At 58.5% G+C, this 15,020-nt stretch carries 11 protein-coding genes and 2 pseudogenes; 9 read left to right on the top strand and 4 right to left on the bottom strand.

The window, feature by feature from the left end:
* Positions 1 to 157: 157 nt before the first annotated feature.
* Entirely contained in the window at positions 158 to 1,456 is a 1,299-nt protein-coding gene (locus EOA75_RS00745; protein WP_127323364.1) for a SidA/IucD/PvdA family monooxygenase, read from the top strand.
* Between the two features lie 1,109 nt (positions 1,457 to 2,565).
* Here EOA75_RS00745 and pyrE read toward each other — a convergent pair.
* Together pyrE and EOA75_RS00730 are read right to left on the bottom strand one after the other, a co-directional pair.
* Positions 2,566 to 3,162, bottom strand: a complete 597-nt coding sequence (gene pyrE, locus EOA75_RS00735) for an orotate phosphoribosyltransferase (protein ID WP_029356507.1) — start codon at positions 3,160 to 3,162, stop codon at positions 2,566 to 2,568.
* Between the two features lie 1,026 nt (positions 3,163 to 4,188).
* Positions 4,189 to 4,972 (bottom strand): annotated as a pseudogene (locus tag EOA75_RS00730) (acetoacetate decarboxylase).
* Between the two features lie 950 nt (positions 4,973 to 5,922).
* Here EOA75_RS00730 and EOA75_RS00725 point away from each other — a divergent pair.
* From EOA75_RS00725 to EOA75_RS00695, 7 genes are all read left to right on the top strand, one after another.
* Complete coding sequence (locus EOA75_RS00725; RefSeq protein ID WP_127241403.1) at positions 5,923 to 6,117, top strand: hypothetical protein; 195 nt, start codon at positions 5,923 to 5,925, stop codon at positions 6,115 to 6,117.
* 451 nt (positions 6,118 to 6,568) lie between these two features.
* Positions 6,569 to 7,726, top strand: coding sequence for a TlpA disulfide reductase family protein (locus EOA75_RS00720; protein ID WP_127323363.1), 1,158 nt, complete (start codon positions 6,569 to 6,571; stop codon positions 7,724 to 7,726).
* Between the two features lie 330 nt (positions 7,727 to 8,056).
* A complete protein-coding gene (locus EOA75_RS00715) occupies positions 8,057 to 8,500 on the top strand; it encodes a DUF269 domain-containing protein (RefSeq protein WP_245466523.1) in 444 nt (147 codons plus the stop codon).
* Between the two features lie 46 nt (positions 8,501 to 8,546).
* Positions 8,547 to 8,750, top strand: a complete 204-nt coding sequence (locus EOA75_RS00710; protein WP_127323362.1) for a CCE_0567 family metalloprotein — start codon at positions 8,547 to 8,549, stop codon at positions 8,748 to 8,750.
* A complete protein-coding gene (fdxB, locus tag EOA75_RS00705; RefSeq protein WP_127323361.1) occupies positions 8,747 to 9,064 on the top strand; it encodes a ferredoxin III, nif-specific in 318 nt (105 codons plus the stop codon). The genes EOA75_RS00710 and fdxB overlap by 4 nt, the downstream gene beginning before the upstream one ends.
* An 84-nt stretch (positions 9,065 to 9,148) precedes the next feature.
* Positions 9,149 to 9,469 (top strand): exopolysaccharide production repressor protein, encoded by a 321-nt coding sequence (locus EOA75_RS35520; RefSeq protein WP_127323374.1) that lies wholly within the window; start codon positions 9,149 to 9,151, stop codon positions 9,467 to 9,469.
* A 276-nt stretch (positions 9,470 to 9,745) separates the two neighbouring features.
* The gene (locus EOA75_RS00695; protein WP_127323360.1) at positions 9,746 to 10,759 is read left to right on the top strand and encodes a 1-aminocyclopropane-1-carboxylate deaminase; all 1,014 of its coding nucleotides are present in this window, start codon (positions 9,746 to 9,748) and stop codon (positions 10,757 to 10,759) included.
* A 730-nt stretch (positions 10,760 to 11,489) separates the two neighbouring features.
* On the opposite strand, the gene EOA75_RS00690 is transcribed toward EOA75_RS00695, so the two are convergent.
* The gene (locus tag EOA75_RS00690; RefSeq protein ID WP_127323373.1) at positions 11,490 to 13,289 is read right to left on the bottom strand and encodes an ABC transporter ATP-binding protein; all 1,800 of its coding nucleotides are present in this window, start codon (positions 13,287 to 13,289) and stop codon (positions 11,490 to 11,492) included.
* Positions 13,290 to 13,988: 699 nt separating this feature from the next.
* Between EOA75_RS00690 and EOA75_RS00685 the strand changes: the two genes are divergently transcribed.
* The gene (locus tag EOA75_RS00685; RefSeq protein WP_127323359.1) at positions 13,989 to 14,738 is read left to right on the top strand and encodes a LuxR family transcriptional regulator; all 750 of its coding nucleotides are present in this window, start codon (positions 13,989 to 13,991) and stop codon (positions 14,736 to 14,738) included.
* A 17-nt stretch (positions 14,739 to 14,755) separates the two neighbouring features.
* On the opposite strand, the pseudogene EOA75_RS00680 reads toward EOA75_RS00685, so the two are convergent.
* Positions 14,756 to 14,950 (bottom strand): annotated as a pseudogene (locus EOA75_RS00680) (transposase); the annotation flags it as partial.
* Between the last annotated feature and the right edge of the window lie 70 nt (positions 14,951 to 15,020).

Raw genomic sequence — 15,020 nt, 5'->3', positions numbered from 1 at the left:
TTGAGCCCAAGATCTGGAAGGCCGCGCAGGCCTTTTGCCTTCCTCTCAGTCGGGACCGCGGCTCAAGGATGCCTGTGAGGTTCGCAATGCTCAATGCCTGGCGGTCGCCGCGCACATGCCGCTGAGTTGGAAAACACTCCTAGAGGAGCAAGGATAAGTGGACCTCTTTTGCATTGGTATCGGTGCTGGGCCGTCTAATTTGAGCCTTGCGTGTCAGATACAGGAAGAGATTGCGCAAGGGGCACTGTTCCTGGATCGGCAGGTTGATTTCCGCGGACATCCAGGCAGCGCTTTCGATTGCGCGGAGCTCCAGGTCGGCCACTTCCAGGATCTGGTTACTCTGGTCAATCCGCGATCAGCCTACACATTCGTAAACTACCTCCACGAGAACGGGCGTCTTTACCATTTCCTCAATGCGCAATTTCACGGGGTGCTCAGAGCCGAGTTCGCTCAATATCTCAACTGGGCGTTCCAGAAGAATCCGCTTGTCCGTGGCGGCGAGGCCGTTCGCGAAATCCGCTTTGACGGCGAGTTTCGCGTGCGGACGGACAACGCGGTCCTTGATGCGAGAAACCTCGTCATCGACATAGGCAAGCAGGCGCAAATTCCGCCTCAGTTTCATGGCTGGACTGGACCCAACCTGTTCCACTCATCTGAGTTGGCCCACATCAATCCTGAGGTGCAAAAAAAGCATGTCTGCGTTGTTGGCGGCGGACAGTCGGGAGCCGAGCTGCTGCTGCACCTTGTCGGCCGGCCGAAAGAACGGCGGCCCGCGGCGATCACTTGGGTCTTGACGCGCGAGATGCCTTTCGACGACCACCCGTTCACAAACGAGCTGTTCACGCCTTGCTTTTCGGATCGTTTTGCGGCCATGAGCGAGGTGCATCGCCAGCTGTTCCTGCGGCGTTTCGCGCTTGCCTCCGACGGGATTTCAGAAAGCACGTTGCGCGCGGTCTATCAGGCGCTCTACCACCACGCCTTTCTCGAGCCACACCAATGCGACATCACACTGCGGCCAAGTTGCAACGTGTCGCGCTGCATCAACGCAGGGGCGGGGCACAGGCTCACGCTGCAGCGCGGCATGGATAACATCGGAGAAGTAACCGCGGACATCGTCATCCTGGCCACGGGGTACGAGAACGCGCTGCCGGACTTCCTGGAACCGATCGCAGATCGCCTCGAGCAGATCGGCAATGAGCTCGCCACCGGCGAGGATTTTTCGGTGTACTGGGACGGACCGCGAGACAGACGCCTTTTCGTTCAGAACGCCTGCCTTGGACAGCGCGGGCTGGCTGATCCGAACTTTGGCCTGCTGGCCTGGCGAGCGCGCCGCATCCTGGACAGCCTTCTGGGGCGCCCGCCATGCACCAATCCCGAGCATCTGGGCTTCATCAGCCGTACGTTGATCGAGCGCCGGCCCGACCTCGTAGCCGAAGAAATGGGCAGCGGGATATAACTGGTCTACTATTGTTCATTGGCGGTGGCATCCAGGGAATGATGTACGCCTTCGTTGCGGCGAACGCGGGAGCCTTAGCCCAGATCATCTTGACCGAATAAGCACTCGGGCCCTGAGGCACATCGTATATTCTGCGGACGTTTCCCCTACGCTCGTTAAGTCCTTACGTTCACTCGAAAGAGTGCGGTAGCCTCAGCGGCCATGGCTGAGCCCGCGCTCAGCGGGGAGGGTCCTTGCCTTTGGCGATGCATGTCGTGGCTGGACCCGGTGAGTTAGGTGAGTCCGGCCCGGTCTACCCAGCCCCTGCGCCCGCCCCGAAGCCGCTCGCCCGCTCAGCGCTATCGAGGGGGCGCTCGCGCGGCTTCGCTGACCGCCGCGTTACAGCGTAAGGACGCGACCCCAGTGAAGGCATACTCCAGTGTCGCCAATCCCGTTTGGTTGGCCCGCCGCAAGCCGGTCTTCCAACCAAAGGCCGAACTCGCCAATTCGCCAGCCAACTCCACCAACGATTGTCTAAATCCGCTACCCAGGGCGGTTCGCTCGGGCTCGCTTGCTTGAGCACGGCACAGACGGGATCGCGAGCATGATGCCGCGGAATGGGAACGCATCATGCTTGGGCACGAGGGCCCGTGCCAACGCGCATCGCGCCAATCGGCGTCGTCACGTCCGAGATTCAGCACCGGCTGCTCGGCGCTTTTACGCTCGCATCATGGGCCGGCATGCCGCTGGCGATCCATGACGCGATGCCGCCGAGGCTGCTAGTTCATGGAAAGCGATAAGCACTAGATTAATGGGCAACCTCGTCGGGACCGAAAAGGGCGCTAAACCGGCTGGCTAGATCGATCCAGGGTGCCGCGTCTCCGCGCTCTGAAGCTATTCGAACGACCGTCGCCAGATAATCGGTAAAAGCCTTCAGTCTGATGGCGCCTTGCTCAGAAAGGTGGTCAATGGCGTCAAGCGGCTGGTGAACGGCAGCCAGCATATGTTGCACCAAAAGCAGTGAGGATGGGCAAGGGCAGTCGCTCTTACTCGCGAGGCGCCTGCACTCGCTGCAAAGCGGCGGAATGTCCTCTAAGGCTAGGTCGCCGGAAAGCCGTTGTATGAGATTGTCAGTGGCGTTCCACAAATTCGCTCGCATGCAGAACGGAATGCAGCGTGACCCCATGTTGGGCTAGCAGCGCCGTAGCTCCCTCGTCGCGGTCCACGAGGCAAGCAGCGTCACCTACAATGCCCCCGGCGCGGCGAACCTCTTCAATCGCCTTCAATATCGACTTGCCGCTTGTGGCAACGTCGTCAACGATCAGGACGACTTTTCCCTCGAGATCTTCTTTGGGCCCAAGACCTTCAATCACGTCCCTTGTGCCATGAGGCTTTGGAGTCTTGCGAACGAAGATCGTGTTTATGGGTTTGTTCATCGCCGAGCTGACAGCTGCCATCGATCCGATTACGGGGACCGCTCCCATTTCAAGGCCGCCGACGTACTCTGCTTTCACTTGCTCAGCGATTTTTAGGAACTCAAGAGCGGCAAGTTGCGCGCCTCGCGCCATCATCATGGTAGGCTTCATATTGAAATAGATGTCGCTCTCTATGCCCGACGAGAGCGTGTAGCGTCCGGATCGAAAAGAGCGCTCACGGACGATTTCGCGGAGTTCGTCCTTGTCGTGTTGGCTGGAATCAACTGGTCTGAATTTTGCCAGTGCCGCCATAGATCAGACCTCGCCCTAGGGAAAAAATTGGGTGCGGCATGCACCTAGTCACTACCGCTATGTGACTTATGCAAGTGTTCGCGGGGTGTGTCAATTAATGTCAATACCGGTGCGACCGTTTCGCGCAGATTTTTCCATTATCGTTATTGGGTGCCTAAAGCGTGATCACGGGTTTCCCTACGGCTGGGTAGCGTTGGCTACCCGCCCTTGCCCGATCTCGGCAGGCACGGCTTTTCTCGATGCGGGCCGTCTCTTTGAGGATTTGGGCGTTTCATCCTCGTCCGCTCGAGTTCCGCCTCGCTCGGCCCCGTTTGCGCCAGCTTCTTAACCAGGTTGCGCATGAGGTGAGCGTTTCGGCCGCCATGTCGGCCCGTGTCGCTCTTGTGATGACGAGTGGGCAAGGCCGCGCTTTTCGTGCAACCTCCTCGTAGAGGCGCGAGAGGTAAAGTTCGAGCCGCCGAGAATTTTTGTCATCAGCACCGCGGCGCAACATTTCGGCTCGCTTCATCTGACGACGGTAGAAAGCAAAGTTCAAGGTAGGTCGTAGTCCACCTCCCTGCCGGCCGAGTCTTTACGGCGATATCGGCGACAGGGGCGAGCGTCTGCCTCTGAGGCAGACGCCGAACAGCAGGCCGAGCCTTACACTGATTTTGGTGACATTGAGTTCGCCGACACCCGTGAGATGGAGCCTATCACGGGCGGGAAGCGCCTTGTGGCAGAACTCGACAAGCGGCGCTACGTTCTGGACGCCGGCGTTGCTGACAGGACATCGAGGCGCTCGAAGGTTTCGATTGCCTGCATCAGCCGCGTTCCACCTGCCTCTCACCCTGGCAACCATTTTTCGTCAATCGATCGATCCCGGACGCCGTTGTTGGACTTCGCTGTGATCAAGATCCGCGGACCACTCTTGCTCCCTCGCGGGCGAACCGCGCTTTCCTTGCCGACCCCGCTCGCGGCTTCGGCGATCACCGCCACCTTGTCGATAAGCCGGCCACCGGCTCCCCGTCGCGCTGGTTCAATAACATATCATTGTGAAAGTTCATGGTTTCTTCCTTTCCGATGGCGAGGCTCGGCTTCCGCGAGATAGTCGTGGACGACCTTCCCGAGCGCGAGCGTGAGATCGGCGACGAGGTGTACGGCCGAGACTACTTCCAGCACCGGCAGTTCGGCGACGGGGGCAAGCGCATGCGACCAGAGGTTCAGGGCTGCCGGGCCGGTCCAGGCGCCTCTCAGATCGATGTCCTCCAGGTGGTATTCCACGAGTTCGCAGATGCGCGGCGTGCCGTCGACATGCGGGATGACTTTGAGGAGGAAGTTCGGGTCGGCGAGCGAGGCCTTAACGCTCGCAAGGTCCGCGGCCCGGTGCTTGTAGCCCATCGTACCCGTCGCGACGCGGACCGGGCCGTAGTCCAGCGTGCCAACAAGCGTGTCCGTCTCTGTTCGGAGCGTTGGGCTGGCGAGCTTCTTGGGAAAGCCCCACAACTCGCGTCCGCCCGCTGTCGGCGGATGGTCGTCGAGAAACATGCAGTGGGTGTAGCTCCCCATGCGGCCGCAGAAGGAGACAGGGATGACCTGTCCGCTTTCCGTGTAGTCGCCGAAGCCCGTCGAGTCCGGCATGCGAATGAACTCGAATTTGACCAGAGGCTCGCACACCTGAAGCGGCTCCGGCACAAGGTCGCGCAGTTTGCGGATCGGTGCGATATGTGATGATCAGATACTCCCGGTTGCTGAAGCGATATGGGCCGGGTGGGTAGGCCGGGCTGGTCAGGGGCATGGCGAAAGCTCTCCCACGGACGGTATCTTGGTGCATGTTTGAAATTCCTTTGTGCTGGCTCAAGTGGGCTTAGATGGGTCTCGATGATGGCGGCGAGGCTCTCCGAGGTGCCTTCGTTAGCCTGGATGCATGGCGTGATCGCGCGTAGCCATTTTGCGCTGGGCAATTGCCTCGGGGCGCACTCATTGTATGGTCGCGGACGCGGTTCCATGGGTCCGGTTGTGGTCGAGAGGCAAGATTCGAGGTAAAGTGATTTTGTTCCTCATTTGAAGGCGCTGCTTCCCGTCTGCTCTCGTGGTAGGAGGAAGTGGAGTGGCGGCCAGCTCCGATTTCGCCTCATGGCGGGGTTTGCGGATCAACGCGCACGCGCCATGCCAAATGAGAATCGTTCGAGGCAAAGCGATAGATCTTGCTCAGCTACGTTACGCCTCCGACGTTGTCGGACATCGGATAGCGCCGAACAGGACCGCTTGCGGATTGGGAGGACGTCTCGTTCTTTTGCGCAAGAGGACCTCCGCCCCTCAGGCAAATAGCTCCGACCGGGGCGCTATGCTTCACCACCGTCGGCCCGGGAAGTAACGCTCTTTATGCCGAGGTGTTCTCCCACTGGACGCCGCGCATTCGCCATCATGTGAAAGAGTTCTACTGCTCGACGACCAGAAATTCTCGACCAGCCGGGCCATGCGGCTAGGGCAAGGAGGCTCTGGGCCCAAAGGCAGGTTGACGTCGTGCGTACCCATTCGGCGCTGGTACGCCCGCAAGGTGAGCTGGACGCGCTCCGCCGGGGGAACGAGACATTTCAAGGGATCTTGCGATATCCGTCCTGTTACCCTCGCCGTCTTTACCGGTGTGGTTCGAGGCGCTAGTCAGCGTGACGCGCCTTGCATAGTGCCCGATCACCCGAGAACGCCTGTGATCCATCGCGAGGAAATACAGCGGACCTCATTTGCTGGCAGAATGCCTATCCGACCCAATCGTACCTTCTAATGGCGGCTGGCTATCCTGCGGCGCAGATTACTGCAGTCGCGCTCGAACGTGGGCAGGTAGCGTCGCTCGACGCCTGGCTGCAGAAGTGGAGGCAGCGAAGGGCATCCGATACATTGGTGCAGCATTACGTGCTGTCGGGGCTCAACGCCGCGCTGATTGAGCCCAATGCCGCCGACTTGGCAGCCGCGTGGTGATTTATGTCCACGAGGCAAGGATCCACACGCGGCGGTGGCGGCACGAGGACCAAGCCGCCCCGCACTTTCGACCCGGCGCCAAAGTGCCACTGCTCGAGGACGCCGAGGCCAGTCTAATCACAGGCGAGCCGTCCAAGCTCTCACCTGTCCTAAAGCGGCTGGCTCAAGAGGGCGAAACCCGACAGCGGCAGAAGACATGTCAGGTTCACGACTATCGGCCGTGTTTGGGCTCGTGGAGAATTTTCAAAGCATTCCCCGCCGCTTACCGGAGCTGAGAGGGGTTGGCACGCCCATTGCTGCTTGATGGGCGGCAACACTGTGAGAGGGCTGAATCGCATGCAAACGCGCAAGACGAGCGATGGCTTCCTGATCCGTGTGTTGCGATTCTGACAGAGAAACCAACTACGCATAAAAGCCACGAAAGGTGTGGGTAGCTTTGGATAAGAACATCATGGAACCGCGTATGGGGTCCCCGGCTCCTCCGATCAAAGTGGAGAACTGGCTGCGTGGCGAGCGCGTCACGAACTTTAAGCCCGGCAAGGTCTACCTCGTTGAATTTTGGGCGACTTGGTGCGGACCATGTGTCGACGCCATGCCCCATTTGATTGAACTGCAGGAGAAATATAAAGACAGCGGATTTGAGATTATCGGAGTCGCAGCTTGCGAACAGGCTGCAACCGCGGACGAGGCGCGGACCAACGTGGATGCCTGGCTGACCGAGAAGTTCCCGAATCTGAATTATCGTATCGGGTTCGATTACATTGGCGAAATGAACAAGCTCTGGATGGATCCCAGCTCTTCGATTGGGATTCCCACCTCGTTCGTGGTCGACCGCGACGGCCACATCGCTTTTATTGGCCACCCGGCGGAACTCGATGACGTTTTGCCGAAAGTCCTTAACGGCAGCTGGCGCAGCAGCTATGAAGCGAAAGCCGCCGATGCAAAGCGCATCGCGCATAACCAACTTGCAGCGCGCGAAATGTCGCTTACCCGGCCGATATACGCCAAACTTAGGCCGGCGATGCAGGACAAGGATTGGAACGCGGCACTATTGGCCATCGAAGAAGGCCTCGCCGTGATGCCAGAATCTTATCATTTTCGGCAGATTCATGCGGATCTTGTGCTTCACAAGCTGCGCGACATCAAAACCGGCTTGCCGCTTATGCGCCAATTGGTCGAGGACGCGATCGACAAAAAGTTCGAAGCGATGTCTTGGATGGTCATGGCGCTGAACCAACTCTTCGATCCCACGATCGACAACTCCCATCTTCCGCATGATGATCGCTTTGCGATGGGCAACGAGCTCTCAGAACAGATCCTGGAACTTAATCCTCCGCAAGGCGACGGGCCCCTTAAGTTCCGTTGGTACATCCCGGTCGCTCAGTATTATTACGAGAGCGGCAACAAGGATCGCGCGATCGAGCTGATCGAGGTAGCAATCAAATCGCTGGACCACCCGGAGCCAATGCCGGACCACACCAAACAGCACTACCTCACCCCGTTGCTTCAAGCCCTGGCCAACTACACGGGTGAGCCCGCCTGTCACGCAGATATCTGTGTGGCTCCGCAAAATAAGGCTTTCGAAACTCAAAACGCAGTCACTTCCTGAGCAAAGTTCGCGAAGGGGATGACAATTGGAATTGAACACTGGCCAATCCGCCCATCGAGGCTCGCTTCGCAGCAAGTATGTCGATGCAGCAAGGGCGGGCGGCTTGCGGCAGGTTGGATTTCAATTGCGTTGACCACCGGTCGGATCGCGGCGCAGACGATGTGCGCCGCGAATTCGCGCCGTAGGTCTCGCACTCGTGGACATGTCGAGGTCGGCCACGGGGCACTCTTGGTTGGGGTTGACCCGCCCAAGCCATTCGTCGGCCACGCAAGTGGGCCCGGAGTGGGCATCGCAGGAAAAGGAAACCGTCCCTCGAAGACGAAGACTGAAATGAGGAACAACGAAATGCCTCATGCACCGGTTGGCCCTGCTGTCAACAAGGACGAAGAAGCCCTTGCTCGCCCGTTCGTCAAATGCCTTCTGCGGCTGATCCGTACTCAGGATTCCTTCGGCTTATGGGAAGGCAATTCGGACGCCGAGCTGCTGGCCGAATTCATCATCACCAAGGAACAGCAATGTGCGACCCCTCTCATCGGCCATCCTGATTCGGACGCGCTGTGGAGGCTCGACATGTTTTACACCGCCGTGGCGCTTGCGATTGAGGAGCGCTCCGGCGTGTCGACGTCGCCAATAATTGGAATGAAACCCCTGGGGGGTTTCGGCGGTTGGTCGTTCTATCGAGACGTCCACCGGTTCGGCTTCGAGACTTTCCGCAAACTGGCTGAGGCCGGTACGAAACTGGTCGACGATGCGACTGCAGCCATTGAAGCCTAGCCCGAGATGGCGCGCATCAAGAAAACCATTGTTCCAGGAAGGATCTATGTCAGACCTAGATAAGATGAGGAAGAAAGTCCGAAAGCTCCAGTTGCGTGCAGCTATTGCCAAGATGGCATTGCAGGACCTTGTCGAGGGTCTGCCGGGCAAGTGGGCCGACATACAGGATGTCGCTGAGAAAACCCACGCCGTTTATGCCGAGTTGGATGTTGCCAAGAGAGAACTCGCTTCAATGAAGAATTTAGGATGATGCGCACATTCACCACCCGTGACGGCTCCATCTGGATGCCGTCGTACCTGACCTTCATCGATAGCAAGACCTGCATCGGCTGCGGCCGTTGTTTCAAGGTTTGCTCGCGCGATGTCATGCATCTTCACGGCGTCGATGACGCGGGTGAAATCCTCGGCCCCTGCGATGACGAGGACGAGGATTTCGATGGCGAGCTCAATCGCATGATCATGGTTGTCGACAATGCCGGCCGCTGCATCGGCTGCGGAGCCTGCGCCCGCGTCTGCCCCAAGAACTGCCAGACCCATGTTGCGGCCGACGAGCTCGCAGCATGATCAGGCCGAAAAACCAGGAGAACGGCGTTGCACTTCACATCCTTTTGTCGGCTCGTGGGGCTGGTCCTGTGCAGCAATGCGTCGATGGTTTACTTCGCTTCGCATTGGACCCATGTGGCAGTCGTCACGACGCTGGCCTGTTCGCTGCTGCTTCAGGCCGGCTATCTCGACACCGTGCTCTTTCTGATCTGGCGGTCTAGCCGCGCTCGTGGAACTCGCCACATGGGCCAGCATGTCAATGGTTCCAGGGAAGCTCAGTATCAGTCGCCTGACTCTGATCAGCTGCGGAATGAAATTTTCAGCTGTGTCCCGGCTTATGGTCGAATGCCCAGCATGTGCTGCTGCTTTGATGCGCGGATGACAGGATCAGTGCTCAGACCCACACCAATTTTGGTCACCCTCTGATGACTGAGTTGATCGTATAGGGAATCTGTGTTCGGCTAAGACGCGACCACATTCGGTTTGTCCTTAGGCCGGGAGATGCGGGTGTTGGGTCGATTAGGCACATAAGAGTCATCGCAGCACGCCGGATGCGGTCTGCTTGTCGCAATGACAAACTCGGTGCTGCAATAACGATGAACGTTTTCTGCACCCGCTTCGAAAGACGGGTGGCTTTGATCACACACACCCTTGGGCTGACCGGTGCGTAGCCGGTTCAGGTACTTTTTTGCTGGAGAGAGCATGCTGGAAAAATTCGAACGTTATCCGCTCACCTTTGGGCCCACGCCGATCGAGAGGCTCGACCGCCTCGGCAAGCATCTGGGCGACAAGGTGGAAATCTACGCCAAACGCGAGGATTGCAACTCCGGTCTCGCGTTCGGCGGAAACAAGCTGCGCAAGCTCGAATACATTGTGCCCGACGCGATCGCGTCAGATGCCGATACGCTCGTCACAATCGGTGGCGTGCAGTCCAACCATACGCGCATGGTCGCTGCGGTCGCCGCCAAGATCGGCATGAAATGCCTCCTGGTCCAGGAGAGCTGGGTCCCACATGATGATGCCGTCTACGACCGGGTCGGCAATATCCTCTTGAGCCGCATCATGGGGGCAGAGGTGCGCCTGGTTGACGAGGGCTTTGACATCGGCATCCGCCGCAGCTGGGAAAAGGCACTTTATGAGGTCAAGGCAAGGGGCGGCAGGCCCTATGCGATACCGGCCGGCGCCTCTGTCCACAAATACGGCGGCCTGGGCTATGTGGGGTTCGCTGAGGAGGTGCGCGCCCAGGAAAAGCAGCTTGGGTTTGCCTTCGACTATATCGTCGTCTGTACGGTGACTGGTTCAACCCACGGCGGCATGCTCGTCGGGTTCGCCAAGGACGGTCGACAGCGCAACGTGATCGGTATCGATGCCTCTGCCACCCCCGCCAAGACCAAGGCGCAGGTGCTTGGCATAGCCCAACATACAGCGATGCTCGTCGATCTCGGGACGGAACTTGTGGAGGAAGACGTGGTATTGCTCGAGGACTACGCGTACCCGCGTTATGGCGTTCCATCGGAGGAAACCAAAGAGGCAATCCGTCAGTGCGCGCGGCTCGAGGGCATGATTACCGATCCCGTTTACGAGGGCAAATCGATGCAAGGGATGATCGATCTCGTCCAGAGGGGCTTCTTTCCACAGGGATCGAGGGTCCTCTACGCACATCTCGGTGGCGCCCCGGCGATCAACGGGTACGGCTACACCTTTCGCAACGGCTGACATTCGGCAGACTACGATTCCGCCGTCCTGCCGTACCGGACGTGCATAACACCGTTCAGCGCTGGGCCGGAAAGGCCGAGGTCAATTTCGCGGACGTCGATGATCTGTAGAACTGTTCATTCGGTCCGCAGAGGGCCGGCGAATCCAATCTCTTCCTATGCCGTTGGCCGTAATCGAAAGACACGAGGCCGGCGAGTTCGTGCTCAGCTGCCACTCTGTTAGCAAGGGAACGGAATCCAATCCCCCCGGAGCAGATGGCGAGAGTTGAGCGAAGACTGCGGTCGGAGCTCCTGCGCTTCCGGGTCTCCCAGGGACGACTTTGCGAACCGAAGGGAGTTTGATGCGTTGACGTGGCCGGCGTGCGGCAGGTTGGGCCAGCGACAGGGCTCCCAGCCGCCGGGGAAGCACCGCCCTCTTCAATGTGCGTTGACTTCGCTTCCTTTGGCGAAATGTGGGTAACGGCGAGGGCCGCACACTTCCCGGACCCAAATGACCGTCGACATTCCCGCCCTTTTGGTGCGTTCGCCGTGAGGCGCGACAATTCGGTGCCGGCGTGTAACTGCGCGCATTCGCCGAAACTTAGACGTGGTGCATTCCCGCCCGCCCGCTCGGCGGACAGTTCCGGCCGTAGTGGTTTTGCCGGCCGTAACGCCCCCCGCTCGTCGGTAAGGCCTCACTGCCACACGCCTCTTCGGCAACAGCTCGGCGCATCGCGCAACCCGGTTGGCGATCAGGCAAGGCCTTTCGCTAGTTCCAATGCCTGCCGTTCATATAGGCGGCGGTAAATGCCACCATCGATACCGACCAGCGCCGCATGATCGCCGTCCTCGACAATGCGGCCGCGGTCGAAGACGAGCAGACGATCGAGCGCGCGGACCGTCGACAGCCGGTGTGCGGTGACAAGCGTGGTCCGACCCACCATCAGCCGATCCATCGCTTCTTGAATGAGCACCTCGGATTCGGAATCGAGGCTTGACGTCGCCTCGTCCAGGATGAGGATCGGCGCGTTTGCCAGGAAGGCGCGCGCGATCGCCACCCGCTGGCGTTCGCCGCCTGAGAGCTTTAAACCCCTTTCGCCGACCAAGGTCCGATAGCCCTTCGGCAGAGGCGCGATGAATTCGTGAGCACTGGCCAGCCGTGCCGCTTGCTCGATCTCGGCCTGGCTCGCGCCAGGCCGGCCATAGGCGATGTTATCGGCAAGCGACCTGTGAAACAGGATTGGCTCCTGCTGCACGATCGCGATCTGCGAACGAAGGGACTCTTGGGTCACCTCGGAGACGTCCTGACCGTCTATCAGGATCCGGCCGCCGCTCAGGTCGTAGAGTCTCTGGATGAGCTTCACGAATGTTGTCTTGCCGGAACCGGAGGGCCCAACCAACCCAACCCTTTCGCCAGCCTCAATCGACAGCGAACATTCGCTATAGAGGGGCAGGGGATGGTTGGCGTAGCGGAAGTGGACGTTCTGGAAATCGATGCGGCCCGTCGTGATCCGGATCGGCTTGGCCTCTGGACGATCCGCAACATCCAACTGCTGATTTTGGATGGCCACCAGTTCTTCCATATCATTAACCGAGCGCTGCACGTTGTGGACATGTATGCCGGCATCACGCAGATAGCCCTTCAGGACGATGAAGGACGTGAGAACATATGCTATCTCGCCTGGCGTTGCCTGTCCGCGAGACCATAGAAGCAAGGCATATCCGATCACCGCCACCCTGAGCGCAACCAAGGTGACGCCTTGGGTTGAGCCGATGATCGTTCCGCGCACCCAAGTCCGGCGCGTGCGGTGCCGCCATTTGGTTATGATGTTTGCCAGGCGCTCGTCTTCGCGATCCTCGGCGCCGAAGCCTTTGACCACAGCGTTGCAACTGACCGCATCCGCAAGCGCGCCTCCGAGCCTTGTGTCCCAGCTGTTGGCAAGGCTCGCCGCTGGCGCGACATAGCCGAGCGACAGCGAAATCGAAAACGCAAGGTAGACGAGAGAGCCGCAAGCAAAGATCACGCCCATGACCGGCCAGTGCCAGCCGAGCAGCACCGTCGAGCCGATCAAGATGACAAACGACGGGAGCAGCGTGACGAGTATCGTGCTGTTGAGGAGGTCGAGCGCCCACATGCCGCGCGTTATCTTGCGCACTGTCGAGCCGGCGAAGCTGTTTGCATGCCAGTCTGTCGAAAAGCGCTGCACATGATGGAACGCTTCGGTCGCGACATCGGAAATCATTTTCAACACCAGGTCGTTCAGGCCAATGAAGGCGACGTGGCGCATGGCAATGGCACCGAGTGCCAATGCAATCGGTATACAGAATGCTGCAGCAGCTGCCGAAGCTGGTGCTGCCGCATTAGCAGCACGAGAAACAGCGTCGATGAGTCGGCCAGAATAGAGCGGCATCAACACGTCAGCCAGCGTGGAGGCGAGCATCGCGGTCATGATGATCGCGAGCCGGGCCGGCTGCCTGTTCCAGAGGCGAACAGTGAAGGCGAAAACGTCGCGACAAGTGGCGCCGCGCCCATGGACGGGGAAACGTTTCATGGTTTCCAAGCGGGCGCATCAACACGCTCGGTCCCAAAGAAGTTAAATGACAAAACTGGAATTTTCGACCTCCCCCACAACAGCATCAATTTTGGCGGGCAGCTCCTGCCGCCTCACGACGGTGAGTTCAAAAGCCGTGCCAACTGAGCGGGAACAGCCGAAGGACAAATTCAGCAGGTTACCGAGCCTGGAGAAAGTCAGCCGCGATCCAGTCGAATACGATTGCTATGGCCTCCCCAACTCGGGGAAGATTGGAAAAGAATGGCCGATGTATCGATTGAATGTTGAACTTGTTCTTTCTCTACCCAATAAGCGGAGCGTGTGCCGGTAATCACGTGGTGCAACACGTTGCCTCGATCAAATAAGTACAATTGCAACGCAGCTTTCTCACGTGCTCGGGGCTTAGGTGCTGATTTCAAAAACGCGCCGCGAATACTTTCCTGCCCATGTTCCGTCAATCGAATGCTCGACTGTCGGATTGTGCGCTCCCTGACACAGTGCTGTTCGGTTCGCCTCCTCGGTACCTTGCTCCAGTCGGTTTACAACCTGAAGAAAGCTCCGCTCGCAAGGTGGCACGACTCTTGAGGGTACGTCTTTAGGTGGCGGAAGAAACTCCGGCTGTCGATTCCCGCGCACTACGCATGTTGCGATGCTGGGCTGGAGCTGTGCACCAATGAGAAAGCAACTGAAGGAGAGATCGTGGAACTCCCGCGGATTGAGCTCGAGTTAGGTCTATTCCTCGACATGACTGATGATATCGCTCAATCCGAACAGTTGTTCGAACTGTTGTCCGCGTTTGCGCTGAAGTTCGATTGCCCGTGGATTGCCTATGGCCCGCTCGCATCAAAACAGAGGGTTTTCAAGCCGAACCGACAGGATTCTGTGGTGATGTGGAATTATCCTGCTGAATGGCAGGAGCGCTACTCGAGAATGGGCTATGCCAAAATAGACCCACTCATCAAGAAAGGTCGAAAGGAGGCAGGGGCCTTTCGATGGAGCGAGGTGTATACCGATGAAAGCATAACTGAAGATGGACGCCGCGTCTTGGACGAAGCAGCAACATTCGGCTTGAGGTCAGGCGTTACCGTCCCATTACATGGCCCTGCTGACAGCTTTAGGTTTATGAGTTTTGCTCAATCCTCGGACTGCGAATTGCAAAATAGAGCGATCACCTACCTGCAAATGGCCGCGCTACGGTTTCATCTGAGGGTTTTGAAGCTCGGCACTCCGACTGAACCGGAGCAAATTTATAAGCTCTCTGCGAGAGAAATAGAGTGCATTTATTGGGTGTCGAAAGGAAAATCGTCATGGGAAATAGGAACTATTTTAGGCAGATCACGAAATACGATAGATTTCCATTTAAAAAATGTAATGCGGAAGTTGGATGCGACCAGCAGAACGGTAGCTGTTGTAAAAGCTTTGGAACTTGGGATTATCGAACGGCAGTAGGTTGCGCAGCTAGTTCTCCGCCCGTAGTAGCGCGAGTGATAGCCGAGACGCTCCGGCGTGCGCTCGCTCTTCGAAGCATCCAGCGCATCGTCCATCTCGGCCTCGAGCACCTCCTGCATGACCGCGCGGATCACCTCGTTCAATCTATCCGGGTTCCAAAGCAGAATGTCTTTGACGGCAGCGCTGGCGGTCTTACTTTCTGTCTTGATCATGGCGGCGTTCCTTCCAGGGAATCGGTGACGTTGAACACCACCCTGTCATGACCGCCCACTCTCAGCGAAT

The sequence above is a fragment of the Mesorhizobium sp. M1A.F.Ca.IN.022.07.1.1 genome, assembly GCF_003997575.1.
Taxonomy (GTDB): domain Bacteria; phylum Pseudomonadota; class Alphaproteobacteria; order Rhizobiales; family Rhizobiaceae; genus Mesorhizobium.
The sequence above is the reverse complement of the archived record's forward strand: the minus strand, read 5'-3'. Positions and strand labels throughout refer to the sequence as shown.

Coding starts and splice junctions, on each gene's coding strand:
- fdxB (WP_127323361.1), top strand. CDS start 8,747: ATGATGCGCACATTCACCACCCGTGACGGCTCCATCTGGATGCCGTCG.
- EOA75_RS00725 (WP_127241403.1), top strand. CDS start 5,923: ATGGCGGCTGGCTATCCTGCGGCGCAGATTACTGCAGTCGCGCTCGAA.
- EOA75_RS00695 (WP_127323360.1), top strand. CDS start 9,746: ATGCTGGAAAAATTCGAACGTTATCCGCTCACCTTTGGGCCCACGCCG.
- EOA75_RS00710 (WP_127323362.1), top strand. CDS start 8,547: ATGTCAGACCTAGATAAGATGAGGAAGAAAGTCCGAAAGCTCCAGTTG.
- EOA75_RS00715 (WP_245466523.1), top strand. CDS start 8,057: ATGAGGAACAACGAAATGCCTCATGCACCGGTTGGCCCTGCTGTCAAC.
- EOA75_RS00720 (WP_127323363.1), top strand. CDS start 6,569: ATGGAACCGCGTATGGGGTCCCCGGCTCCTCCGATCAAAGTGGAGAAC.
- pyrE (WP_029356507.1), bottom strand. CDS start 3,162: ATGGCGGCACTGGCAAAATTCAGACCAGTTGATTCCAGCCAACACGAC.
- EOA75_RS35520 (WP_127323374.1), top strand. CDS start 9,149: ATGGTTTACTTCGCTTCGCATTGGACCCATGTGGCAGTCGTCACGACG.
- EOA75_RS00690 (WP_127323373.1), bottom strand. CDS start 13,289: ATGAAACGTTTCCCCGTCCATGGGCGCGGCGCCACTTGTCGCGACGTT.